The organism is Corynebacterium sp. HMSC29G08 (assembly GCF_001806875.1).
In the GTDB taxonomy this organism is placed as follows: domain Bacteria; phylum Actinomycetota; class Actinomycetes; order Mycobacteriales; family Mycobacteriaceae; genus Corynebacterium.
The window spans coordinates 1-23268 of the sequence record NZ_KV786237.1 but is presented as its reverse complement, the minus strand read 5'-3'; the positions used below and the strand labels follow the sequence as shown (position 1 = coordinate 23268).

Below are 23268 nucleotides of genomic sequence, written 5' to 3'. Positions count from 1 at the left end.
ATGATGATCGCTGACCGCTATGAGCTCGGGGGCATCATCGGCACGGGCGGCATGTCTGACGTCTACGCGGCTACGGACACGGTCCTTGGCCGCCAGGTCGCCGTGAAGATGTTGAAGTCTGACATGGCGCGTGATGAGAATTTCCGTGAGCGTTTCCGCCAGGAGGCAAAAAATTCTGCGCGCCTGAATCACCCGAACATTGTGGCGGTGTATGACACGGGCTCCCAGGACATCGATGGCCTGGAAGTGCCGTTCATTGTGATGGAGCGCGTTGTTGGTAGGAACTTGAGGGACATCGTGCGTGACGACGGCCCGCTCACCCCCCACAACGCCGCCACCTTCATGCAGCCCGTAACCAAAGCGCTGCAGTCTTCGCATGATGCCGGGATTATTCACCGTGACATCAAGCCGGCGAACATCATGGTCACCAACACCGGCACGGTGAAGGTGATGGATTTTGGAATTGCGCGGGCGTTGGACGACGCGACGTCTGCAATGACCCAGACCTCTGCCGTGATTGGTACGGCGCAGTACCTTTCCCCTGAGCAGGCGCGCGGCAAGGCCGCGGATGCCCGCAGTGACATTTACGCCCTGGGTTGCGTGATGTATGAGGCCGTAACCGGCCAGCCGCCGTTTGAGGGCGAATCGCCGTTTGCGGTGGCGTACCAGCACGTGCAGGAAGACCCTATGCCGCCGAGCGAGCGCATTGCGGGCACGTTGAGCCCGAATGAGGCCGTGAACATTGATTCGGTGATTCTCACGGCGATGGCGAAGCACCCAGCGGATCGCTACCAGTCCGCCGATGAAATGTGTGCGGACCTGGAGCGTCTGGAACGCGGCTCTGTGACGGAGGCGGCGCGCAACCACCTGGCTGCCGCAGAGTCGGATCTACATGCGTCCAACGCCACGGACCAGACGGTTGTTGGTGGCACGGCGGTGGCTACGGATCGTGCGCCAGTGCGCAGGGAACCAGCCCGTCGCGCGGACGCGGCGCGTGCTCGCGAGGAGCACTCCCGCTACGAGGACCACCGCCGCGCCAACGAGAAGACCGGTACGTCAACCTGGATGAAGATCTTCGCCGCGTTTCTGGGCGTTGCCCTGCTCAGTACCGCGGGTTGGTTCGCGTACTCCTACTTCTCCGATCAGCGCCAGGCCCAGGAGCAGATGATTATGGTGCCGGACGTAGTGGACAAGCCGCGTACAGAGGTGATCGGGCAGCTGGAGGCGCTCGGCCTTCGCACTGTGACCTCTGAAGAGCCGAGCCCGGACATCGCCCGCGGCAACGTGATTGGCACCAGCCCGGCCATTGGCTCGCAGCTGCCGCCGGGATCCCTGGTCACCGTGATTGTGTCTTCCGGCCGGGAGCTGACGGATGTGCCGGACCTGAGCAACCTCACCGCACAAGACGCGCTTGAGGCGTTGGAGCAGGCAGGCCTTGAGCTCAACGAGGACATTCGGAAGGAAAACTCCGACACCGTGCCAGACGGCTTGGTGATGTCGCAGCACCCGGCGGCTGGTTCGCAGCTGTCGAAGGGCTCGAAGGTGCTGATCACGGTCTCCGAAGGCCGGGAGAAGGTGGAGGTGCCGTCCCTGGTTGGTTTGAACGTAAACCAGGCAACGGCAACCCTGGCCGGGCTGGATCTGCGCGCCACGGTCACCCGCGTGGACTCGGAGCGCCCGGACGGTGAGGTGCTTGCCGTCGCCGGCGCCAACACTGAGGTGGAGACCGGCACGACGGTGGAGCTGCGCGTGTCCAACAACATGTTGATGACCATGCCGCAGATCACCCGCATGCACCCCACGGAGGCTGACCAGGCGCTACGGGATCTGGGCTGGACGGGTCGTCTGGTCCCCGGACCGCCGGTTCCAACTGGGGCTGCGCTCGATGGCGGGTTGATCGGCCACCAGGAGGTCGCCGCCGGTGATGTTGTCCGTAAAGACCAGACCATTGGCTACAACCTCTGGCAGTTTGATGCCTCTGCACTCATCCGTTAAGTAACCAGCGTTAAGTAACCAGCGCAGCCGGTGATAGGCTAGCGCTCTAGCGTTGAAAGGACTGCACACATGCCCAAGGCAAAAGTGACAAAGGACGCCGTCCGTCCGGTATCTACCACCTCGGCCGGCACGTCGCGTACCCCGGTGAAGATCAACACCGGCGGCACCCCGACCTGGTACAAGGTCATCATGTTCGCGCTGATGCTGCTCGGCTTGGCCTGGATTGTCGCCTTCTACATCTTCGGCGACCAGGTCCAGTTCCTCGCTCAGCTCGGCCCGTGGAACTACGCCATCGGCTTTGCCGGCATGATCGTTGGCTTGCTGATGACCATGGGGTGGCGCTAACTATCCACACCTATCCACAGGCTGTGGATAACCCTGTGGATAAGCCCGTGGATAACCCTGTGGATTTAATGCACGGGGGTGGACATCGGTAGCGTCGGCAGCCACACTGCCAGCGCCGATAGCCCCAAACACACCCAAGCAGTGACCCACCTGGTCTTCGTGTTTGAATGCGTCAACGGCCACGCCACCAACGCCCCCACCAACAACCCACCCACGTGTCCCCACACGCTGACGTTGGTGGCTACAAACGTATAACCCACGTTTACGGCCAGCAGGGTGAGGGGGGCGATGAGGTCGGTGTGGCGTCGATAAGCAAGAGCTACTAGCACCGCCATCAGCGCAAACAGGGCCCCCGAAGCACCCGCCGTGGGCACCCCAAAAGCACCCACGAGCACCATGCTTGACGACGCCAACGTAAACCCCCCATACGCCACCACAAACGGCCCCGTCCCGATCGCACGCTCAACCTCCGCACCAACGAGTACCAGCATGAGCATGTTTAAGGCGAGATGCGTGGCATCCAGGTGCAAAAACCCAGCCGTCAACGCGCGGGTGTACCCAAAGCCAGTGACCTGCGGGCCGTAAAGAATCATGTGTTCTGCAAGGGATGACCCCCACACCACCTGCGTCAACGAACGTGTCTGGAGTGCAGACACGCAAAAAACCGCGACGCACACGGCGACAATGATGGTGGTCGCCGGTGCGCCGCGGACAACGTTACGGAAAACGTTAATTGCTAAGCCCGCTTAGTTAACGTCCACGGACTCAATCACAACGTCCTCAACCGGGCGGTCCATGCGGCCAGTCTGAACGTTGGCAATCTTGTCCACAACCTGCTTAGATGCCTCATCGGTAACCTCACCGAAGATGGTGTGGCGGTTGTTCAGCCACGGGGTGGCGTCCACGGTGATGAAGAACTGGGAACCGTTGGTGCCCGGGCCAGCGTTAGCCATGGCCAGCAGGTACGGGCGGTCGAACTGCAGCTCTGGGTGGAACTCATCAGCAAACTGGAAGCCCGGGCCGCCGGTGCCGGTGCCGGTCGGGTCGCCGCCCTGGATCATGAAGCCCGGGATGATGCGGTGGAAGATCGCACCGTTGTAGAACGGGCCCTCATCGGTGCCAGAGGCGTTTTTGGTGGTGTAGTCTTGCTCGCCCGTTGCCAGGCCGGTGATGGTTGCCACGGTCTTCGGTGCGTGGTTGCCAAACAGGTCAATCACAATGTCGCCGTGGTTGGTGTGCAACGTCATCGTCTGCGTTTTCATAGTCATGGTGACTAGGGTACGCGGTATCCGGAAGCCCTGAAAAATTTCGCGAAATTTTTCAGCAACCTGGGGTTTTAAAGTCACACCCGTAACAAATCGATTTGTTTTCAGAGTTTCCTTTGCCAACTGCCGAGGACTACGGTTAGCGCATGACTGAAAAAGCCCCCGCCGGAGTTGTCGCCTCTTTCCGGTATGCGTTTTCCTCCCCGGCGCGCCTGCGCACCGAAGTGTTTGCCGGCATGACCGTGGCGCTTGCGTTGATTCCGGAGTCCATCGCCTTTTCCATCCTCGCGGGCGTGGACCCGGCGGTGGGGCTGTTCGCCTCTGTCATCATGGCGATCACGATTTCGTTCACCGGCGGCCGCCCTGCGATGGTCACTGCCGCCACCGGCGCTATCGCCCTGGTGATTGCACCGGTGATGCGCAATCACGGCTTTGACTACTTCATTGCCACGGTAATCCTGGGCGGTGTGTTCCAGATCCTGTTGGCCGCCTTTGGCATCGCCCGCCTTATGCGGTTTATCCCCCGCTCCGTGATGGTCGGTTTTGTCAACGCCTTGGGCGTCCTCGTGTTCACTGCCCAACTGCCGCACCTGTTCAACGTGCCGTGGTTGGTGTACCCGCTGGTAGCCATCGGACTAGTCATAGTGGTCGGACTGCCGCGACTAACCACCGCGGTCCCCGCCCCTCTCGTGGCCATCGTGGTGCTGACGGCAATGGTCATCGCGTTCGACTGGTCTGTGCCCAACGTTGGTGACATGGGTCGGCTCCCAAGCTCGCTGCCGGAGTTTTTGCTTCCTAACGTCCCGTTAACCCTCGAAACCCTCTCCATCATCGCACCGTATTCTCTGGGCATGGCAGTGGTTGGCATCATGGAATCTTTGATGACTGCCAAGCTTGTGGATGACATCACCGACACCCACTCCGACAAAACGCGCGAAACCTGGGGCCAAGGCGTAGCCAACATTGTCACCGGCCTGTTCGGCGGCATGGGCGGCTGCGGCATGATCGGCCAAACCATGATCAACGTGCGCGAATCCAGGGCACGCACCCGACTGTCCACGCTGATCTCTGGCGCGTTCCTCTTGGTCCTGATGCTGACGTTGAACGAGCTTGTGGGTAAAATCCCCATGGCGGCTTTGGTTGCCGTGATGATCGTGGTGTCTCTGGGCACCATTGACTGGCACTCCATCCACCCACGCACGCTGAGGTTCATGCCGCTGTCTGAAACGACCGCGATGGTGGTCACCATCGTCGGCACGCTGGGCACCGGCAACCTGGCTGTTGGCGTTGTGCTTGGTGTGCTGACGGCGATGGTGACCTTCACCCGCCGCGTCGCCCACCTCGTGCGCTTGGAAATGGTGGAGGAACTGGACACGAATAACGACGGCCACCCCAACATCCGCACCTACAAAGTCCACGGCCAACTGTTCTGGGCGTCAAGCAATGACCTTGTGTACCAGTTCGACTACAGCGACGAGGCCGATCACATCATCATCGACCTGTCCTCCGCCGAGATTTGGGACGCCTCCACCGTAGCCACCCTCGACTCCATCACCCACAAGTTCCAACAAAAAGGCAAAACCGTAGAGATCGTCGGCCTAGACGGTCCGAGCAAGTGGCGACTCGACCACCTCTCGGGCCAACTCGGTGGCAGCTAGCCAGAGCTAGCCAGAGTTAGGGCCAGCCGGCTGGCAGCCCAGGCCAACAGCAGCGGGCTACAGGCCGGCAACGACCTCGTCGCGGGCAGCGACCAAGTTGCGCAGGGACGGGTCGACTTCCTTGTAGCCGCGGGTCTTTAAGCCGCAGTCCGGGTTGACCCACAGGCGCTCGGTCGGAACGTTCTGCAACGCAGCACGCAGGAGGTCCGCAACCTCGTCCTTGGAAGGCACGCGCGGGGAGTGAATGTCCCACACGCCGGGGCCGATTTCGGAGTGGAAGGTCTCATCCAGGTCCTCAAGCAGTTCCATGCGCGAGCGAGCGGCTTCGATGGAGGTGACGTCTGCGTCAAGCGCTGCGACGGCCTCGATGATCTGGCCGAACTCGGAGTAGCACAGGTGGGTGTGGATCTGGGTTGCCGGCTTGGCGTCCAGGGCTACCAGGCGGAAAGAGCGGACGGCCCAGTCGAGGTAGGAGGCGCGGTCGTCAGCACGCAGCGGCAAAAGCTCGCGCAGTGCGGGCTCGTCGATCTGGATGACGTTGATGCCGGCTTCTTCAAGGTCCCGGACTTCGTCTGCGAGGGCAACGCCGAGTTGGTCGGCGGAGACGGACAGCGGTACGTCGTCACGCTTAAAGCTCCAGGCCAGGATGGTGACCGGACCGGTGAGCATGCCCTTGACTGGCTTGTCGGACAGGGACTGCGCGTAGGAGGCCCACTCCACCGTCATCGGGTTCGGGCGGGAGATGTCGCCGACCACAATTGGCGGGCGGGTGCAGCGGGAGCCGTAGGACTGGACCCAGCCGTTTTCGGTAACCACGAAGCCGTCTAAAAGCTCGGCGAAGTACTGGACCATGTCGTTGCGCTCGGCCTCACCGTGGACGAGCACGTCGATGCCGATCTCTTCCTGCAGCTCGATGACCTGCTTGATTTCGGCCTTCAGGGCGTCCTTGTACTGCTCATCGGTGAGTACACCGGCCTTGTGGTCGGCGCGGGCCTTGCGGATTTCCGGCGTCTGCGGGAAGGAACCGATCGTGGTGATTGGCAGCTTCGGCAGGCCAAGCTCCTCGTGCTGGATCTTGATGCGCTCCTCGAAGACCGGCTGGCGCTGCACGGAACCCTCCGGCAGAGCTGCGACGCGCTCCTGGACGGCAGCGTTGTGGGTGCGCTCGGATTCGGCGCGGGTGCGCACTGCGCGGTCAGAGCGGCTGAATGCCTCAGCGGCGGCCTCTTCACCTGCAACGAGTGCCTTGATCTCGGCGATCTTCTCGTCTGCAAACGAGAGCCAGTTGGCCACGTCTACCGGCAGGTTCTTCTCTGCGTCCAGCGTGTGCGGCACGTGCTGCAGCGAGGTCGAGGTAGTCACGTGAAGGTTGTCGGCAACGCCCAGCTTCTCCAGCAAAGCAACCTTCTTGCGCAGGTCGGCGGCCCAGACGTTGCGGCCGTCGATAACGCCGGCAACTAGGGTCGTGCCAGCATCAACAGCCTCGCGGACGTGGTTTGCGTAGTCCGGGTCCACGTCCAGGGTCCACGGTGCGAGATCCACCTGCAGTGCCTCAACGCCAAGGGAGCCGAGCACTGACAGTGCGTCGCGGGCAGCGCCGTACGGGGTGGTCAGGTAGACGTTTGGGCGGGCATCAGAACCCAAAAGCTTGGTCCATGCCTCGCGCAGGTAGCCGGCAATCTCAGCGTCCGGGGTGGACAGGTCAGCCACCACGGCGGGCTCTGCAACCTGGACCCACTCCACGTCGGCGTCCTTTAAGGCGCGAAAGACCTCGGCGTAGGCGTTCACAAGAGCCGGGAGCAGCGACCATTCGGCCGGCTTGGACAGTGCGATCAGGGTGACCGGGCCAACCAGGTAGGGGCGCACGGTGTGTCCTGCTTCCCGTGCTTCGGCGACAAGCCGAAGCACGCGCTCCGGCACGGCCTTAATCTCCTGGCCTGCGGAAATCTCTGGCACCAGGTAGTGGTAATTGGTGTCGAACCACTTGGTCATCTCCAGCGGCACGCGCTCATCGTTGCCGCGGGCCAGCGCGAATTCCTCATCCAGGTCGGTACCGCCCGGCACCAAGCCTACGGTGAGTGCGGTTTCCAGCACCTGGTCGTAGTACGCCACGTCTGCCGGGATTGCGTAATCCTCGTCTAGACCTAGGTCGCGCAGGTGGTTGTACGTGTCAATGCGCAGGGCGCGGGTGGTGGAGCGGAACGTATCAGCGTCGATACGCCCGGCCCAGTAGCTTTCTAGCGCGCGCTTGAGCTCGCGGTTCGCGCCGATTCGCGGGTAGCCTTCGATGGTTGCCTTGGGAAACGTCATGTTAATCCTTGTGTTCGATGCCAATGCGCTGCAAAAGGTCGCGCGTTACGGCGAGATTGTTGTGTGTGTAAATGTGCAGGCCGCCCGTGCCCGCGTTCAGAATCGTGCGCGCCAGGTCCGCCGAAAGCTCCATGCCTAGCTCATACTCCTGTTCAGGAGTCGCCGCTGAGCTCAGTTGCTTTTCGACGCCCCGCGGAACCTCCAACCCACTCAACTGACCCATCCTCTTCGCCCTGGCAAGGGAGGTGATCGGCATGATTCCGGGAATCAGGGGAATCCGCACACCTGCCATGCGCGCTACCTCAACAAACTCCAGGTAGTCGGCGGCGTCAAAGAACAGCTGCGTGATGGCGAAGTCTGCGCCGAGGCGCTGCTTTGCCAGCAGCACGTCCAGGTCGTGGTCAAAGTTTTTGCTCTCCGCGTGCCCGCTTGGGTAGCACGCCACGGACAACGCCAACTTGCCTGCTGCCAGGCGAAACGCCTCTTCCTCCTGGACCTCATTGATCAAGTTCAACAGGTCGGTGGCGTAAGCAAGGTAGCCTTCCGGCAGCGCTTCTTGGCCGGGCTGCAGGTCCCCGCGCAGGGCGAGGAAGCCGCGCACGCCGGCGTCGATAAGCTGGCGGATCCAGCCCTCAAGCTCCACCTTGGTGCCGGCAGTGCAGGCGAGGTGGGCAATCGGGCGCAGGTCAGTCGTGCTGGCAATGCGTGCGATCAGTGCGGAGGTTCCCTCCAGCCAATCGCTGCGCATGGAGCTGGTGACGGAGACGTAATCCGGGTGGTAGGCGGCAAGGCCGGCGATCAGGTCGTCGAGCTTCTCGGTGTCGGCGGTGTTGCGCGGCGGGATCAGCTCAAAGCTGAGCGCCGTGCGGCTGCGCCGCGACACACCCTGGTCTGCGCCGGGGTGTGTGCCAAGTGCTTCTTCTGCGGTGTCCAGTGGCGCTGAGGCGGACAACCGCGTCGAAGCAATAGTTCCACGCATGGAAAACATCTGCCTTTCGGATCTCAATTGGGGCGGCTGGCCGGGTGGGGCTCTTGCGCTCTGCACCGTTTTTCAACGGTGGTTTGAAAAGTTATTCTCCGTTCACATCCGCCACAATGTACCTCTTGGTCTACTTAGCATTTATCCAGCATATGGCAGCTTTCTGAAATGAATATTATTCGGCCAAATGAACCGCTTGGTCCATTTCATGCGTGTGCAAATTAGCTTGTGCAAATTAGCTAGGGTAGTTGTGTCACAGAAATTTGCAACCGAAGGAGACCCCCATGAACAGCACACTGCTCAGGCTTGCCGTGCGCGGCGCAACCGACGCCTACAACTACCTGCGCAACAGCGCGGACAAACGGGAGCGCGAAGTCTATGACGCGCTGCTGGAGGCCGTGAAAAACGGCCGGATTGGTGAGGTTACGGAAAAGGCCAACATCGACCAGCTAGAAACGCTGTTTAGCAACGCGCGTGCTGAGGCCGGCGACGTCACCCGCGATATCCACGACCGCCTCGACCGCCGCCGTGCAGCCTTTGCCGCAGCAGCCCCAGACCGCAAGGCACGGCGCGAAGCGCTGGGGGGCGCGGCCGTAGGCAAGAAGGGCAAGCCCGCCAAAAAGAAGAGCAAGGCCGGCAAAGTTGTCGGCGGCCTGCTGGGTACGGCAGGACTTGCGGCCGCTGGCTGGGCGCTTTGGGAGTTCGTCCTAGCAGAGAAGCTGGACCAGCAGGCCGCCGGCAAGCCCGCCTACACCCCGGAGCCAACGCGTACAGAAACCGGCACCGCTGGCACCGCCACGCTGGTGTACTCCACCCGCACTGAAGATGACTACGGCAAGGATGACTACGGCAAGCACGCCGCTGGTCCGCTTGGTGAGGATCCGGCAGAGCGCGACGAGGAGCTGCTGGCCTCTATCGACGAGCAGCTGACCACCCTCGACGCGCTCGACGATGACCAGCGTGAAGCCACCGCCCCACGCCACCAGCTGCGCGAAGATGACTAGTTTGCTTGACCTGCTTCCCGCCAAGCGGTCAGCAGGTGGCGCACGAGGCGCTGCCGTACGTCTGGGAACAGCTCCGTGAACTGATCATCCATCGGGCGGGTAACCACGACTAGTTCGGTGGCGAACTCGATTGGCGTCAGGTCCGGGTCAATCAGCCCGTGCTCGGCGGCTTTACCCAGTAGCTCGCTCACGCGCTGGAAGAACACCTCGTAATCCGATTCAACCTCGTAGTCATCGGTGGCTGGCAGGTCTGCCACAAGTGCGCCTACCAGCATGCCCATGCCGTAATCCATAAGCGTGAGTACGAAGGTTTCCCACTTCTCTTCCGGGTTCGTATCAAAATCCTGCACGGTTTTCTGCAGGTATTCCTCCAACAGCTGAATGAAGCCTATAGCGCAGGCCTCACGCAGCGCCGCGCGCGAAGGGAAATGTCGGTACAGGGTTGCAATACCTACTCCTGCGTCGGCTGCGATGCTTTCGTACGTGACTTGTGAGGCCGGTTTGGTGCGGTAGTGCTCCATGGCAGTGGTGAGTATCTGGGAGCGTTTCAGGCGGGCGTCGGCACGCAAGGGCCCCTCCTTCTTGACACGTTTCTTTTTCGCGAGCATGATAACACCATCAATAACTGATAGTAAACCCTCCACTTGGAGAATTATGAAGACAGTACTTACCGCGCACGACCTAGTGGTGCACGACGGGGGAACCCCAATCAACCTCGACGCGGGTGAAGGCATCACCATCATCCAAACCAAACGCGAAGTGGGCGGAACCAAACTCGCAATGGCACTCGCGGGCCGGCACAAACCCCAATCCGGCTCAGTCGACGGCCCCGGCTTCAAGCGCACCGCGCTTGCCGGGGTGAATTTCATCGATGAACTCGAACGCATGGTCAGCGCACGCGAATGCATCCGCGAACAAGTCGCCTGGGCGCAACCCTTCTTCGCCCGCGTGCCCAAAAACATCATGGAACACAAGCTGGTCCAGCCATGGCTCGAACCGCTACAGCTAGAAAATTTAGACGTAGACAAGGCAGTCGGCGATCTTGGCGTGATGGACCGCTTCCGGCTCCGCATCCTGCTGGCGCTGATCTCGCGCCCGGACGCGGAACTGCTGGTTGTTGATGACATTGACCAGCTGAAAAAAATGGCACTGCGCCACGAAATCCTGCAGGACCTAACCAAGGTGGCGGCGCGCGTGCCGGTCATCGTGACCACGGTGAATGAGGAGCTATGAGCGGACTACACATTGGAACAAACTTCCGGAAGTTCTTTCACGGTAAGCTCCCCCCACTAGCGCTGATTGCCATCACGCTGCTGCCGCTGCTCTTCGGCGGCCTCTTTGTTTGGAGCTACTACGACCCGCTCGGCAACTTCCACAAAGTACCCGTGGCGCTGGTCAACTCTGACGAGGGCGAAGCCGGCCAGCAGGTGGTCGATGAGCTGCTTGAGCAATCCCCGATGGATTTCCACCTGATCAGTGCCGAAGAGGCCCGCGAAGGCGTGGACAACGGCACCTATTACATGGCCATGGAGATTCCCAAGGACTTCACTTCTGCCGCCACCAGCGTCCGCGATGAGAACCCGCACCAGGCCAAAATCAACGTCACACTGAATGAAACCAACGGTTTTATCCCCACCATGTTGGGCAACGTGGCCAGTGGCCAGGTGGCTGAGGCCGTCTCCAGCACGGTCGGCGCGGAAGTGGTTGAGCAGCTCTTTGTGGGCTTCAACACGGTCGGCGAGGGCATGGATAAAGCCGCCGATGGCGCCAACCAGCTCGACGAAGGTGCCAAGAAGGCCCAGGACGGCGTAGGCCAACTCGATGCAGGCGCGGGCAAGCTGGACAACGGCATGCAGGAGTTCAACTCCAAGCTCCAGCAGTTGCCACCCGCGGCACGCCAGTTGGACGATGGCATGGGCCAGCTTTACGACGGCGCCCAGCGCCTCTCCACCGGCCTCACCTCCGCGGCCGGCGGCTCGCAGCAGTTGTCGAATGGTTTGAACCAGCTCAAGCAGGGCACGGACCGCCTGGGGGCGGGCGCCGCCCAGATCGCCGGCGGCGTGGACCAGATCACCGGCTTCGCAAACTCCCTGGGCTCGGCGCAAGCGGCGCTCAACGACATCGACGCAGGCCTTGCCCAAGTCATCGCGGACCTGGACGCCTCCCCTATCCCCGGCTCCGAGATCATTGCCAACCAGGCCCGCGCCACCCGCGCCCAACTCAACTCCGGCGCACTGACCACCGTTGCCGGCGTTGACTTGGTCGGCCAGATGAACCAGCTGCAGCAGGGCGCCCACGAGCTGGCCAACCAGTTGCAGGACCCAACCGCGCAGTTCCGCTCCGGCATTGACCGCGCGACCAGTGCGGCGCAACAGCTTGCCGACGGCCTCGCGCAACTCGAAAACGGCTCCGGCACCCTCATGGCCGGCATAACGCGTCTCAAAGACGGCACCAGCCAGCTCGTCGTCGCCGCCAACACCGCCGCCGACGCATCCTCCCAGCTTGCGGCCGGCTCGAACCAGCTGGTGGTGGGGCTTGGTTCGCTTAATAGCGGCCTCGTGCAACTCTCCGACGGCACCGGGGAGCTCTCCCTCAAGCTTTCGGATGGCGCCCAGCAAGCTCCCCGCTGGGAAGGCGACCGCCTGAACAAAGCAGTGGACGCCGCCTCACGCCCCGTCGTGGTCAACCAAGTTGGTGACTCCGTGACCTACTTCGGCCGCGGCCTCTCCCCCTTCTTCCTGGCCTTGTCCCTGTGGTTCGGTGGCCTGATCACCTTCATGATCTTCCCGCCGCTCTCCCGCCGCGCTATCGACTCCGGAGCGCTTGCATACCGAGTCGCTCTCAACACGCTCATCCCCTCCTACCTCATCGGGTTCGCCCAGGTGGTGGCGCTGTGGATCGTGCAGGTGCTGGTGCTGAAGGTGGAGCCAGTCCACCCGGTCTGGATGTTCGCGGTGCTGCTGATCTCGTCATGGTCTTTCATCACCACGATTTTTGCGTTGAATGCGTTATTTGGGGCGTCGATAGGCAGACTGGCCACTATGGCCCTGATGTCCCTGCAGCTAGTGGCCTCGAACGGCCTCTACCCACCTGAAGTGCAGCCGGAGTTCATCCAATGGATCCACAGGCTGGACCCAATGACGTACGTGGTAGACCTGACACGCATCGCCATGTTCGGCACCACAAGTACCGACCCACGCCTTATGCACGGCATCGTCGTCCTTATGTGCCTGGCCGTCGGCTCCTGGCTGGTGTCGTGTCTGGCGCTTCGTCTACGACGCAACATCCGCGAAAAGGACATCCACCCCGAAATCGCGGTGTAGCGGATTGCCTCTAGTGCGTGAGGTCTAGTGCGTCGACCTCGGGGGCCTTCGACACGTCATAGGTGGCGCTGTTCAACCTTGCCCGCCTGGGCGATCGCGTTACCTGCGAGGATGACGTGGTTCGTGGCGTCTGCAAGCGGGGCCTGACCACTGTCCTCTGACATGCGGATCTGCGTCGCCGTCTTCACATCCAACACGCCAATAACCCACGGGTCCTGCAACTTATCTGGATCAGTAGATCAGTCATATACTTCCCAGCTCTTCGGCACCTTAATCCTCAACGGACCGGAGCTGACCTCCACCAAGTCGGAAACCTGCGCGGTGGTTTAGGCGGTGGTTGCGACGGTGGTTCCTGGCGTGTTTGCTCATGAGGGGGTCCTCTCGCATCTGTCGCTAGTGCTTAGTTGCGCCTCTTCACCTAAACACAGAGCAAGTCCATGGCCATCTCGGTGGGATTCCAGCAGTCAAGCTCCCCAGCCTCCATGGACTGGTCGACCATGTCCCGTTCCTCGTCCTCCCGGATGTATTCCGAGGCGTCCGGTTCATCCGGGTCAGAGGGCTCTGACGGGAGTGGCGCCCCGTCGCTGAAATGCTTAGATTGCTTTTCGACGCCCCGTTCCCACCAACCTTCCTCGCCGGCCGCGACCACGGATCGGAGGATTTCGCAGCACCAGCTGCTGCAACCGCACCACCTGTTTCTGCTGGTGCTGGAGATGGTGGTGCCGGCGCGGGTTCCTGCTTCTGCTGCTCGGGCTCTTTCGCACAGTTCAACGGACGCGCCAGAATGCGTGCCGACGAGTTCTTACCCGTCTCCCTCGGCCCCGAGACAAATAAGCGTGATTGACACGCCCATTGTCCAGCGCTGTGGACAGCGGGCTCATCTAGGTTCGACCTGCATAAACCAAGCAAAAGATAAACTCTGAGTCTATGTCAATAGAGACCAGACATTAGCGCTCTTGGGGGGATTGAAATTTGAAGAGACGGGCGGTAATTAAGAAGTTAAAGCTTGAGGCGCGGCGGCGCTGGCGGCAGCGCTAGCACCACGAACCCCTGAGACGCTAGTCGTTGAGGCGACCGGTTTCGGCAATCACACGCTCGCGGAGTTTGCCGGTGGCGGCGACTGCGGCAATGCAGCCGGCGAGAACAAGTCCGATCAGGGCAGCGAAGATGGTGAGCTGGGGTAACACGTCGACGGGAATGGCGACCATTTGAAAGCCCAGCAGGTTGCCCATGCCGAAGCCCAACAGGGTGACCAGCACCATTGGCACGCCGATCTCTCGGATAGCCACGGAGGTGTGGTACTTCGCGGGCGCACCAACGAAGTAAAGGGACTTGGTCAGCTGCTTCTGCTCCACCACAGCCAAGGCCTGAGTAAGCAGTGTAGAGGCGGCGAGAAGAATGGCACCGAAGATCGCAGTGGTGGCCACTCCGACGGGAATATCGGTTGTAATCATCTTTAGGGCCGGATCCTCTTCTACTTCTGGAATGGCAGAGATCCAGCTACAAAAGCCAGCAGTGAATGCAAGGAAGTACAGCGCCGCGACACGCTTCCATGTCGTCCTTGCGCCGCGTCCGACGCGGCGGGTGGCCACATAGTTGGCGGAGCCAGGAAGCAGGTAGCTGAATCGGGCGATCAACTGGATCACTCCGACGGCGATGAGAGCGTTGACCGTCAATACGCCGGCAACAACGACGAGCACCATTATGAATTCGGCGGCATCGGCCCCCGGGGCGATCGTTAGCGCGCTCAAGTAACGGTACAAGACAATCATGGCCACGACAGAGCTGACCAGCGTGATCAAGCTTTGCCCCTTTGGCGGAGTCTTCTTGGTCACACCCAATGGGGTCACGGCCACGCGGCGCAGAGCCAGCCACACGGACGCGGCGGCTAAAGCCAGCACCACGATCCAGGCGACAGGCACAACCCACCAGGTGAACATCTCCCATGCGCCGATGCGCTTTTCCTGGAAAGTCAGCAACGACCACGCCGGAATGCTGACCAGATACAGCACAGTGCCAACCCCGAGGCCGACAAGTGCCTGGCGCAGGGCGTCGAGAATCATCATTCCGCGCACTTGGCCGGAAGTCGCGCCGATCAAACGCAGGATAGCCAACTGCTCTTCACGTCCACCAAGATTTGCACGCGCAGCCTGGGTAAGGAGAGCGAGCAAGGTTGGCACGACTAGCAGTGATGCGAAAAGAGCGAGGAAGACGTAGCTCAACGTAATGGGGCCACCGAGATCTTCTTCGATGGCTTTCACCGCTTCATGCGGGTACCACATGCGTTGCGCGAACATCCACGTTCCGGCAGCCAGGGTGCACAGAATCCAGGTGGACACCGAGAATGCCACGAGTGACAAGGCGCGGACCCAACGTTCGCCGGTCTGGCGTTGCGCGCGACCCTCTGCAGACGAGGACTGCGCAGCGGTCATCAGTGTCATCGCACTCATGCTTGCACCGCCTTCGCAGCACCCTCAGAGTGGATGAGGCCATCGCGGATCTCGATCCTGCGGTCGCACCATTGGGCGATCTTCGGGTCGTGGGTCACCAGCACGAGCGTCACTCCGGATTTTTGTGCAACAGCAGTGATCTGCTGCATCACCTCGTGGCCGGTGGCCTGGTCGAGAGCGGCAGTCGGCTCGTCGGCAAAGACCACCGACGGCGGCCCGGCCAGGGCACGCGCAATCGCCACACGCTGGCTCTGCCCGCCGGAGAGCTGCCCGGGGAAGCGGTTCACAAAATTCCCCAGACCCAGACGGGTGAGCATGTCAGTGGCTTCCGCGTGGGCCTTCGAGCGAGACTCGCCACGCATGATCTGCGGCAGCGCCACGTTCTCCTTCGCGGTCAGTTCAGGAAGGAGTTGGCCGTCCTGGAAGATGAAGCCGAAGTGGTCGAGGCGGAGTTGGGAACGGGCGGCGTCGTTAAGCGATGCAATGTCGCGCCCGTTGAAGCGGACCTCGCCGTTATCGGCGACGAGCACGCCGGACATGCAGTGGAGCAATGTCGATTTGCCGGAGCCGGACGGGCCCATGATCGCGACGGATTCGCCGGGCTCGATGTTTAAGCTGATGCCTTCGAGGACCCGTTGCTGGGTGAATGATTTGGTGATGTCGTTCAGTTCAAGCATGGTTCCATTTCACCGCCTGGTGCGTGCGACCGCCATGGCGCAGGCTCCCAAATACGGGTAGTGCTAGCACTACCCCGCTACCCTCGTGTGCATGTGGCGGAAGAAGAACCACGAGGCCGAGGCTGCGCAAGCAATTCACCAGCTCACGGCGTCCCGGCGCAAGATTGCGGAAGCATACGAGATCGAGCGCATGCGCATTGAGCGCGACCTGCACGATGGCGCGCAACAATATTTCGTAGCGGCCGCGATGAAGCTCGGTGAAGCACAGCTTGAGACCGATTCGCCGCTTCTCGACGCCGCTGCCCGCGACCTCAAAAACGGCCTCGACGCCCTCCGCCGCACTGTGCACGGCATTCACCCGCGCGAACTGACCGACCGCGGACTCGTCGAAGCCATCGAAACCGCCGCCGCAAAATACGGCCCGCACGTCACTGTCCGTGCCCCGCACACACTTCCGCTTATCGACGATTCCGTCCTCGCCGCCGCATATTTCTTCACCTCTGAGGCCCTGACCAATGCCGCGAAGCACGCCCCTGGTGCGCCCGTCAGCGTGCTGATCACCTGCGATCACACGTTGAATGTCGCAGTCACTGACTCCGGGGACGGTGGCGCCCGCATTGTCCATGGTGGTGGGCTCGATGGCATGCGCGAACGCATCGCTGCATTCGGCGGGTCAATGGAAGTGCATTCACCCCACGGTGGACCTACCACCGTCACAGCGCGCATACCGTTGCTGCTGTACCGAGGAGAAAGTGGACTAGCACCATGAAGATCGTGATCGCTGATGACTCCGCCCTACTGCGTGAAGGGGTTGCGGGTCTACTGACTCGGCACGGCCACGAGGTCGTCGAGCAGGTCGGTGACGCAGATGCGCTACCCAATGTCGTGGCACAACACTCCCCAGACTTGGTGATCACCGATGTCCGCATGCCACCCAAAATGCTCGACGATGGACTCCAAGCAGCCCTCGCGCTACGCGAGCAAGGCCCGATCAATGTGCTTGTCCTCTCCCAATACGTCGCGCCTGCTTATGCGCGCGAATTGTTCTCCGGCGGCGATGGCGGAACTGGCTACCTGCTCAAAGACCGCGTCGCTGAGGTGAAAGACTTCGTCCAGGCCTGTGAGACTGTCGCAGCCGGTGGTGTGGTCATCGACCCCAATGTCGCCAGCGAGCTCATGGCCGCCAGCTCGCGTTGGCTGACCACGCTCACCCCACGAGAACGCGAGGTGCTCGAGCTCATGGCTGAAGGCCTGTCCAATGCCGAGATCGCCGGGAAGCTCTATTTCTCTGGCGCCGCGGTGGCTAAGCATGTGTCCAGTATTTTTGCCAAGCTCGGGCTCACGCCGGATGAGGAGAATCGCCGCGTCCGCGCGATCTTGATGTACCTGTCTGAGCGCGGAATCAGCTAGCAGCATCGGGTGGCCTAGTCGCGGTTCCAGTCCCCCAGGTCCATCCGGCGGCGGCGCAGGCCCAAAACGTCGATAATCTGCGGGAACTCCTCCGTGAACGTGTGCACGGCATACGCGTTATCCCACACGATGTGGAAGTCCGGCGTCGCGGTCTCCATCGTGGCGAGCTTGCGCACGACCTCCTCGGTCACGGTCCCTACCCTAAACATCGGATAGCAAACATCGGATAGGGCCGAAAAGCGGCCAAAAACGGCGTTATCCGATGTTTGCTATCCGATGTTTGCGTGCAGCACCCCTCCGCGCGCAGAGGGCAAAACGAAAGGCTCCCTAACCTTCCGGCTAGGGAGCCTTCCCTTATTCCTTGTGGAGCATAGGAGAATCGAACTCCTGACATCCTGCTTGCAAAGCAGGTGCTCTACCAACTGAGCTAATGCCCCGTTCGGTTTCCTCGAGAGGATCCCGGTGGGCCTAGCAAGAATCGAACTTGCGACCTCATCGTTATCAGCGATGCGCTCTAACCGACTGAGCTATAGGCCCTTGGAACGAGATAGAACATTACCTAGCAACTTGATAACAACCAAATCGCCAGGTAGATAGCTATCTTTGGACTTATAACTCACGCTATAACGCGCGCTTAAACACAATCCTAGCGGACTCGGTTGGTCATTGTGTAGGTTATGCCGCCAACCATGTCCGCAATGGAGTTGTAAATCACCGCCAGAAGCGGCGAGATGACCGCGATGAACACCACACCTATCAACCCCACCAACGCGGCGCCAGAGAGCACCAGAGCCATGTCAATGACCTGGTCCCCGCCCACGCCGCCGATTAGTGAGTTGACGGAGTCAATGACGCCGGTCTGCTCGAGGCCGAAGTAGATGAGGGTGGCTGCGAGCATCCATACGACGAAACCGACCAGTGACATGATGGTCGCCACCTTGAACACGGATCCGACGCCGATGTGCTTGATGGCAACTTTGCGCGCCGCCATGGGCTACTCCTCGCCCTCAGAAGCCCCAGCACCAGCACCAGAAGCCTCAGCACCAGCACCAGCATCCAGCGTCTTCTGGCCGGTTGCCACTGCGGTTGCTTCCTCTTCGCCTTCGTCCTCAACGTTGCGGTCGATGGCGAGGAGCTCCACGTCGTCCGCAAGGTCCACCAGGCGTACGCCCATGGTTGCGCGAGACGACGGACGGATCTGGTCCACCTCAGTGCGGATCACGCCGCCGGCGGAGGTGATCGCGAAGATCTGGTCTTCCTCCTCCACAGCCAGCGCGCCGATGAGTTTGCCGCGCTTCGGGGTGTACTTGAAGGTCATCACGCCCATGCCGCCGCGGCCCTGGGTGTTGTACTCCTCAATCGCGGTGCGCTTGCCGTAGCCGCCGGAGGTAGCCACCAGCAGGAATTCGCCATCCTTGGCCACAGCCATGGACAGCAGCTGGTCGTCTCCACGGAAACGCATGCCCTTCACGCCAGCGGTTGCGCGACCCATTGGGCGCAGCTGCTCATCGTCCGCAGTGAAGCGGATGGCCTGGCCCTGTTCGGAGACCAGCAGCAAGTCATCTTCCTCGCCGGCAAGCACGGCGCCGATCAGGGCGTCGCCCTCGTTGAGGTTGATGGCGATCAGGCCTGCCGAGCGTGCGGATTCATAGTCGGAGAGGCGGGACTTCTTCACGCGGCCGTCGCGAGTAGCAAGCACCAGGTACGGCGCGTCCTCGTAGGACTGGATCTGGATGATCTGTGCGATCTTCTCCTCCGGCTGGAACTCCAGCAGGTTAGCCACGTGCTGGCCACGTGCGGTACGGCCCGCCTCCGGCAGCTCGTACGCCTTCAGGCGGTACACGCGGCCGAAGTTGGTGAAGAACAGGATCCAGTCGTGCGTGGAGCAGATGAAGAAGTTCTTCACCACATCGTCCTGCTTCAGCTCGGCGCCGCGAACACCCTTGCCGCCGCGCTTCTGGGACTTGTACGCATCCACCTTCGTGCGCTTGGCGTAGCCAGTGGCCGTGATGGTGACCACCACGTTCTCGCGGGCGATCAGGTCTTCTTCCGTCACGTCGCCGGTTGCGGCAACGATCTGGGTGCGGCGCTCATCGCCGTACTTATCAACGATCTCCTTGAGCTCCTCGCCCACAATCGCGCGCTGGCGCTCCGGCTTGGCCAGGATGTCCTTGTAATCGGCGATCTGCAGCTCGATCTCGGCCAAGTCGTCGATAATCTTCTGGCGCTCCAGCGCAGCCAGGCGACGCAGCTGCATCGCGAGGATTTCGTTGGCTTGGATCTCGTCGACGTCGAGAAGCGAAATGAGCCCCTGCCTAGCATCATCCACCGTGCGGGAGCTGCGGATGAGCGCAATGACCTCATCCAGCATGTCCAGGGCCTTCACCAGGCCGCGAAGGATGTGGGCGCGCTTCTCAGCTTCGTCCAGACGGTACTGGGTACGGCGAACAATAACCTCGATCTGGTGCTTCACGTAGAAGCGCAGCATCTGGTCCAGGCGCAGCGTGCGCGGCACACCGTCCACAATGGAAAGCATGTTGGCGGAGAAGTTGGTCTCCAGCGCAGAGTGCTTATACAGGTTGTTGAGCACCACGCGCGGCACAGCGTCACGCTTGAGCGTGACCACGATGCGCATGCCGACGCGGTCCGAGGACTCGTCGTCAATAGCGGAAATGCCCGCCATCTTGCCCTCATTGATCTGGGTGGCAATGCTCTGGATGAAGTTATCCGGGTTCACCTGGTACGGAAGCTCCGTGATGGTGATGACCTGGCGCTTGCCTACCTCTTCAATCTCCGTGACACCGCGCATGCGGATGGAGCCACGGCCGGTGGTGTAGGCATCCTTGATGCCAGAGTCGCCCACGATCAGACCGGCGGTTGGGAAGTCCGGGCCCTTCACGCGCTCCATAACCGCGTCGAGGGTGGTCTGGTCATCCGCGTCGTGGTTGTCCAGGATCCAGTAGATGGCCTCGGCCAACTCGTTCAGGTTGTGCGACGGGATGTTCGTGGCCATGCCAACCGCGATGCCGTTCGACCCGTTCATCAAAAGGTTCGGCACGCGGGACGGAAGGACGGTCGGCTCCTGGGTCTTGGAGTCGAAGTTCGGCGCGAAGTCCACGGAGTTTTCGCGGATGTCGCGTACCATCTCCATGGCGATTGGGGTGAGCTTGCACTCCGTGTAACGCATAGCCGCTGGGCCGTCGTTGCCCGGGGAGCCGAAGTTGCCCTGGCCGTCTACCAGCGGGTAGCGCATCGCCCACGGCTGCGCCATACGCACCAGGGTGTCGTAGATGGCGCTGTCGCCGTGCGGGTGGTAGTTACTCATGGTCTCGCCGACGGCCTTCACGCTCTTGACGTAGGAGCGCTCGGGGCGGAAACCAGCGTCGTACATCGCGTAGATCACGCGGCGGTGCACCGGCTTCATGCCGTCGCGCACCTCGGGGAGCGCACGACCCACGATCACGCTCATGGCGTAATCGATGTAGCTGGTCTGCATCTCCTCGTTGATATCAATGGGTTGGATGCGGTCGAAACCGTCACCACTCAAAGTGTCATCTGCCATAGGCGCCATTCTAGCCCTCTTCCTAGGCCCTAAGCTGGTGCGGCGTGGTATCACTTTGGTATGGCTATGACGTTGCGACTCACCACAGAAGAGGACAAAGCCCTCGTTTTATTGGCCTCCGCGTGGGGCTGCTCCAAACAGGAAGCCGCCCGACGTGCCGTGGTCACCGCCGCCACCCGCATGTTGGACACGGCAGCCGTCCAAGCACTTGCCCGCGACATGATCCCGGAGTACCGCGCCACTGAATCCCGCATCCGTCAGGCCCGAGCATGAGAAACTTCACAGGCGAGCAGCTCTTAGCCATCGCAGACGAATTTTGTCCTATATATAAGGTGCAAATCCGCTCATTTGCAGCAATCGCCGCCTGCGCCGCCATCCCCGGCGCCCGGCTGCACGGCGTCCCTGTGTGTCAATCACCGCAGGAAGGGGCCTTTTTGCTTGCCGACGCCATACGCAACCTCTCCCCGCTGACCTCCCACAACCACGAATTCGCAGCTACAGCACAAGAAATATATTTTCGCTGGACTAACCAGATTATATAGCTTACACTGCACTTGTTCTATCCTTAACGGTCCATAAGGGGTATGAGTTATGAAACTGAACAAGCAAGTTGTGGCTATCGCGGCCACCTCGGCACTGCTGGGAGGCGCTATCACGGTTCCCACAGCCATTGCTGAGGAAGACACCGGGGAGGTAATGGCAGTCACCGCCGCAACCGCCGAGGAAGTCAGCGCACCAGTAGATGGTTTCTCCTGGCCTGCGCTACAAATCACCGCTGGCGGCACGGGTGAAATCAAGCCGACGAAGACACCGAGCGACTCGGAGACCTACCGCTTCACCGGCCCGGGTGATGGCTACGGCTACACCTTCTCCACCGACCACAAGACCGGTGTGATCAAGGTCCAGGCGCCGGCAGATGCCCAGCCAGGCTCCAGCCTCACCATGACCATCGGTGTGTACAAGCTCAATGACAAGAAGACCCGCTACGAAGAGGTGGGCAAGTACAAGACCTCCATCGAGATCGTGGAGGGCGGTAACAACAACGCCAACACCTACGATGTCAGCTACGCTCCGCTGACGGTCAAGGAAGGCCAGTCCGCTGTTGCGAACAACCAGGCCAAGACCCTGCCGGTGGGCACCACGTTTGAAATCACCCACAGGCCGGATCGCTACTCGGTGAGCGTGGATCAGAACGGCAACGTGACTGTCACGCCTGACAGCAAGCTTGGCGCTGGCTCTACCGCTACGGTTCGCGTCAAGGTCACCTACCCGGACAAGTCCTACGAGTTCGCTGATGTGGAAATCACCGTGGCTGATAAGGACGGCAACACCACCCCGGCCAATGAGCGCGACAATGCGAAGTACAACCCGACCTGGCCACAGGTCACCGACGCCAACGGCGCAGCTGGTAGCACCACTACCGCCAATCGCTCCGGCGATGTCCCGGCTGGCACCACCTTCAAGCTGCGCGAGGATCTGCTGGGCAACCTGCGTGACTTTTTCGACATCACCGTCGCCCAAGACAACGGCAACGTCACGGTGTCCCCGAAGCGTCCGCTGAAGGCTGGTCAGCAATTCCAGATTGCTGTTGAGGCCACCTACCCGGATAAGTCCACCTCCACCAAGACTGTCACGTTCAGGATTGGTACGGACGGCAAGTGGCAGTCCCAACAGGCAAGCGTGAGCTACCCGGAGATTGTCACCCCAGGCGATAAGGAAGGCGTTTCCACCCCGAAGCGTGAAAACGTGCCGGAGGGAACCAAGTTCGCCCTTTCCACCGCTCTGCCGGAAGACTGGTCCACCAGCGTTGATGAGAAGACGGGCGAGGTGAGGGTGAAGGCGCCTGCCAACTCTGGCGCAGGCGTGTCCGCATCCTTCTACGTTACGGCAACCTTCCCGGATGGCTCGAAGAAGTCCTATCAGGTGCACTTCCGCACCACCGAGCCTTCCAGCAAGCAGGCAGACGCTCACACGGTCACCTACCCGGACACGGTGCTGACCGCGGGTGGCTCTGTTACCGCTACCCCGTCGGTGAACCCGGCAGCACCCGCTGGCACCGTTTTTACTGGTCCTAACCAGACCAAGGATGGCCTGACCATTGCCACCGACAGCAAGACTGGTGTGGTGACGTTCTCTGCGGGTGCTGGATTCTCTGGTGCAACGGCAACCATCCCGGTGATTGTACGTTTCCCGGACGGCACCACGAAGCGCACCGATTTCAAGCTGACCGTTAACCCGGCTAAGGGCCCTTCCACCACCCCGAAGCCGGAGACCCCGAAGCCGGAAACGC

The 23268-nt window shown here is 61.4% G+C and carries 21 protein-coding genes, 2 tRNA genes and 1 pseudogene; 11 read left to right on the top strand and 13 right to left on the bottom strand.

The window, feature by feature from the left end; translation table 11 throughout:
• Positions 1-3 precede the first annotated feature (3 nt).
• Both pknB and crgA read left to right on the top strand, forming a co-directional pair.
• A complete protein-coding gene (gene pknB, locus HMPREF3101_RS04995) occupies positions 4-1995 on the top strand; it encodes a Stk1 family PASTA domain-containing Ser/Thr kinase (protein WP_070463376.1) in 1992 nt (663 codons plus the stop codon).
• 69 nt (positions 1996-2064) lie between these two features.
• The gene (gene crgA, locus HMPREF3101_RS04990; protein WP_070463313.1) at positions 2065-2340 is read left to right on the top strand and encodes a cell division protein CrgA; all 276 of its coding nucleotides are present in this window, start codon (positions 2065-2067) and stop codon (positions 2338-2340) included.
• A 65-nt stretch (positions 2341-2405) separates the two neighbouring features.
• Here the strand turns inward: crgA and HMPREF3101_RS04985 are convergent, their stop codons facing one another.
• Together HMPREF3101_RS04985 and HMPREF3101_RS04980 are read right to left on the bottom strand one after the other, a co-directional pair.
• Entirely contained in the window at positions 2406-2996 is a 591-nt protein-coding gene (locus HMPREF3101_RS04985) for a rhomboid family intramembrane serine protease (protein WP_246816654.1), read from the bottom strand.
• A gap of 90 nt (positions 2997-3086) precedes the next feature.
• Positions 3087-3608, bottom strand: a complete 522-nt coding sequence (locus HMPREF3101_RS04980) for a peptidylprolyl isomerase (RefSeq protein ID WP_070463374.1) — start codon at positions 3606-3608, stop codon at positions 3087-3089.
• Positions 3609-3751: 143 nt separating this feature from the next.
• Here HMPREF3101_RS04980 and HMPREF3101_RS04975 point away from each other — a divergent pair, with 143 nt between their 5' ends.
• On the top strand, positions 3752-5263 hold the full coding sequence (locus tag HMPREF3101_RS04975) for a SulP family inorganic anion transporter (RefSeq protein WP_070463309.1): 1512 nt from the start codon (positions 3752-3754) through the stop codon (positions 5261-5263).
• A 57-nt stretch (positions 5264-5320) separates the two neighbouring features.
• Here the strand turns inward: HMPREF3101_RS04975 and metE are convergent, their stop codons facing one another.
• Complete coding sequence (gene metE, locus HMPREF3101_RS04970; RefSeq protein WP_070463307.1) at positions 5321-7573, bottom strand: 5-methyltetrahydropteroyltriglutamate--homocysteine S-methyltransferase; 2253 nt, start codon at positions 7571-7573, stop codon at positions 5321-5323.
• A 1-nt stretch (position 7574) separates the two neighbouring features.
• Positions 7575-8552, bottom strand: coding sequence for a methylenetetrahydrofolate reductase (locus HMPREF3101_RS04965; protein ID WP_070463373.1), 978 nt, complete (start codon positions 8550-8552; stop codon positions 7575-7577).
• A 284-nt stretch (positions 8553-8836) separates the two neighbouring features.
• Here HMPREF3101_RS04965 and HMPREF3101_RS04960 point away from each other — a divergent pair, with 284 nt between their 5' ends.
• Entirely contained in the window at positions 8837-9556 is a 720-nt protein-coding gene (locus HMPREF3101_RS04960) for a hypothetical protein (protein WP_070463305.1), read from the top strand.
• On the opposite strand, the gene HMPREF3101_RS04955 is transcribed toward HMPREF3101_RS04960, so the two are convergent.
• Complete coding sequence (locus tag HMPREF3101_RS04955; RefSeq protein WP_070463372.1) at positions 9553-10125, bottom strand: TetR/AcrR family transcriptional regulator; 573 nt, start codon at positions 10123-10125, stop codon at positions 9553-9555. The genes HMPREF3101_RS04960 and HMPREF3101_RS04955 overlap by 4 nt on opposite strands.
• Before the next feature lie 85 nt (positions 10126-10210).
• Between HMPREF3101_RS04955 and HMPREF3101_RS04950 the strand changes: the two genes are divergently transcribed.
• Positions 10211-10789, top strand: a complete 579-nt coding sequence (locus HMPREF3101_RS04950; protein ID WP_246816653.1) for a hypothetical protein — start codon at positions 10211-10213, stop codon at positions 10787-10789.
• Positions 10786-12879: a YhgE/Pip domain-containing protein gene (locus HMPREF3101_RS04945; protein ID WP_070463303.1), complete on the top strand. Its 2094-nt coding sequence runs from the start codon at positions 10786-10788 to the stop codon at positions 12877-12879. The genes HMPREF3101_RS04950 and HMPREF3101_RS04945 overlap by 4 nt, the downstream gene beginning before the upstream one ends.
• Positions 12880-12935: 56 nt before the next feature.
• Here HMPREF3101_RS04945 and HMPREF3101_RS12100 read toward each other — a convergent pair whose 3' ends face one another.
• Positions 12936-13100 carry a hypothetical protein gene (locus HMPREF3101_RS12100; RefSeq protein WP_168160162.1) on the bottom strand — a complete coding sequence of 55 codons (165 nt, stop codon included), beginning with the start codon at positions 13098-13100 and terminating at the stop codon, positions 12936-12938.
• 368 nt (positions 13101-13468) lie between these two features.
• On the opposite strand from HMPREF3101_RS12100, the gene HMPREF3101_RS12095 reads away from it, so the two are divergent.
• A complete protein-coding gene (locus HMPREF3101_RS12095) occupies positions 13469-13723 on the top strand; it encodes a hypothetical protein (protein WP_168160161.1) in 255 nt (84 codons plus the stop codon).
• A 214-nt stretch (positions 13724-13937) separates the two neighbouring features.
• Here the strand turns inward: HMPREF3101_RS12095 and HMPREF3101_RS04935 are convergent, their stop codons facing one another.
• Entirely contained in the window at positions 13938-15329 is a 1392-nt protein-coding gene (locus HMPREF3101_RS04935) for an FtsX-like permease family protein (protein WP_083280093.1), read from the bottom strand.
• A complete protein-coding gene (locus HMPREF3101_RS04930; RefSeq protein WP_070463296.1) occupies positions 15326-16006 on the bottom strand; it encodes an ABC transporter ATP-binding protein in 681 nt (226 codons plus the stop codon). The genes HMPREF3101_RS04935 and HMPREF3101_RS04930 overlap by 4 nt, the downstream gene beginning before the upstream one ends.
• Positions 16007-16097: 91 nt before the next feature.
• On the opposite strand from HMPREF3101_RS04930, the gene HMPREF3101_RS04925 reads away from it, so the two are divergent.
• Positions 16098-16775: a sensor histidine kinase gene (locus HMPREF3101_RS04925; protein ID WP_070463294.1), complete on the top strand. Its 678-nt coding sequence runs from the start codon at positions 16098-16100 to the stop codon at positions 16773-16775.
• Entirely contained in the window at positions 16772-17416 is a 645-nt protein-coding gene (locus tag HMPREF3101_RS04920; RefSeq protein WP_070463292.1) for a response regulator transcription factor, read from the top strand. The genes HMPREF3101_RS04925 and HMPREF3101_RS04920 overlap by 4 nt, the downstream gene beginning before the upstream one ends.
• A 56-nt stretch (positions 17417-17472) precedes the next feature.
• Here HMPREF3101_RS04920 and HMPREF3101_RS11715 read toward each other — a convergent pair.
• From HMPREF3101_RS11715 to gyrA, 5 genes and pseudogenes are all read right to left on the bottom strand, one after another.
• Positions 17473-17610: pseudogene (locus HMPREF3101_RS11715) on the bottom strand (aminotransferase); the annotation flags it as partial.
• Positions 17611-17780: 170 nt separating this feature from the next.
• Positions 17781-17853 (bottom strand) — tRNA-Ala (locus tag HMPREF3101_RS04915).
• Positions 17854-17879: 26 nt separating this feature from the next.
• Positions 17880-17953, bottom strand: a tRNA-Ile gene (locus HMPREF3101_RS04910).
• A gap of 109 nt (positions 17954-18062) precedes the next feature.
• Positions 18063-18407, bottom strand: coding sequence for a DUF3566 domain-containing protein (locus HMPREF3101_RS04905; RefSeq protein WP_070463291.1), 345 nt, complete (start codon positions 18405-18407; stop codon positions 18063-18065).
• Positions 18408-18410: 3 nt separating this feature from the next.
• Positions 18411-20978, bottom strand: coding sequence for a DNA gyrase subunit A (gene gyrA / locus HMPREF3101_RS04900; protein WP_070463369.1), 2568 nt, complete (start codon positions 20976-20978; stop codon positions 18411-18413).
• Positions 20979-21038: 60 nt separating this feature from the next.
• On the opposite strand from gyrA, the gene HMPREF3101_RS04895 reads away from it, so the two are divergent.
• Both HMPREF3101_RS04895 and HMPREF3101_RS04885 read left to right on the top strand, forming a co-directional pair.
• Positions 21039-21251, top strand: coding sequence for a hypothetical protein (locus HMPREF3101_RS04895; RefSeq protein ID WP_052205666.1), 213 nt, complete (start codon positions 21039-21041; stop codon positions 21249-21251).
• A 318-nt stretch (positions 21252-21569) separates the two neighbouring features.
• Positions 21570-23268 (top strand): Rib/alpha-like domain-containing protein (locus HMPREF3101_RS04885; protein WP_210386170.1); only part of this gene is annotated, 1699 nt, incomplete at its 3' end.

Coding starts and splice junctions, on each gene's coding strand:
- HMPREF3101_RS04895 (WP_052205666.1), top strand. CDS start 21,039: ATGGCTATGACGTTGCGACTCACCACAGAAGAGGACAAAGCCCTCGTT.
- pknB (WP_070463376.1), top strand. CDS start 4: ATGATCGCTGACCGCTATGAGCTCGGGGGCATCATCGGCACGGGCGGC.
- HMPREF3101_RS04930 (WP_070463296.1), bottom strand. CDS start 16,006: ATGCTTGAACTGAACGACATCACCAAATCATTCACCCAGCAACGGGTC.
- HMPREF3101_RS04965 (WP_070463373.1), bottom strand. CDS start 8,552: ATGCGTGGAACTATTGCTTCGACGCGGTTGTCCGCCTCAGCGCCACTG.
- metE (WP_070463307.1), bottom strand. CDS start 7,573: ATGACGTTTCCCAAGGCAACCATCGAAGGCTACCCGCGAATCGGCGCG.
- gyrA (WP_070463369.1), bottom strand. CDS start 20,978: ATGGCAGATGACACTTTGAGTGGTGACGGTTTCGACCGCATCCAACCC.
- HMPREF3101_RS04960 (WP_070463305.1), top strand. CDS start 8,837: ATGAACAGCACACTGCTCAGGCTTGCCGTGCGCGGCGCAACCGACGCC.
- HMPREF3101_RS04980 (WP_070463374.1), bottom strand. CDS start 3,608: ATGACTATGAAAACGCAGACGATGACGTTGCACACCAACCACGGCGAC.
- HMPREF3101_RS04905 (WP_070463291.1), bottom strand. CDS start 18,407: ATGGCGGCGCGCAAAGTTGCCATCAAGCACATCGGCGTCGGATCCGTG.
- crgA (WP_070463313.1), top strand. CDS start 2,065: ATGCCCAAGGCAAAAGTGACAAAGGACGCCGTCCGTCCGGTATCTACC.
- HMPREF3101_RS04925 (WP_070463294.1), top strand. CDS start 16,098: ATGTGGCGGAAGAAGAACCACGAGGCCGAGGCTGCGCAAGCAATTCAC.
- HMPREF3101_RS12095 (WP_168160161.1), top strand. CDS start 13,469: ATGCTTAGATTGCTTTTCGACGCCCCGTTCCCACCAACCTTCCTCGCC.
- HMPREF3101_RS04920 (WP_070463292.1), top strand. CDS start 16,772: ATGAAGATCGTGATCGCTGATGACTCCGCCCTACTGCGTGAAGGGGTT.
- HMPREF3101_RS04975 (WP_070463309.1), top strand. CDS start 3,752: ATGACTGAAAAAGCCCCCGCCGGAGTTGTCGCCTCTTTCCGGTATGCG.
- HMPREF3101_RS04950 (WP_246816653.1), top strand. CDS start 10,211: ATGAAGACAGTACTTACCGCGCACGACCTAGTGGTGCACGACGGGGGA.
- HMPREF3101_RS04945 (WP_070463303.1), top strand. CDS start 10,786: ATGAGCGGACTACACATTGGAACAAACTTCCGGAAGTTCTTTCACGGT.
- HMPREF3101_RS04935 (WP_083280093.1), bottom strand. CDS start 15,329: ATGAGTGCGATGACACTGATGACCGCTGCGCAGTCCTCGTCTGCAGAG.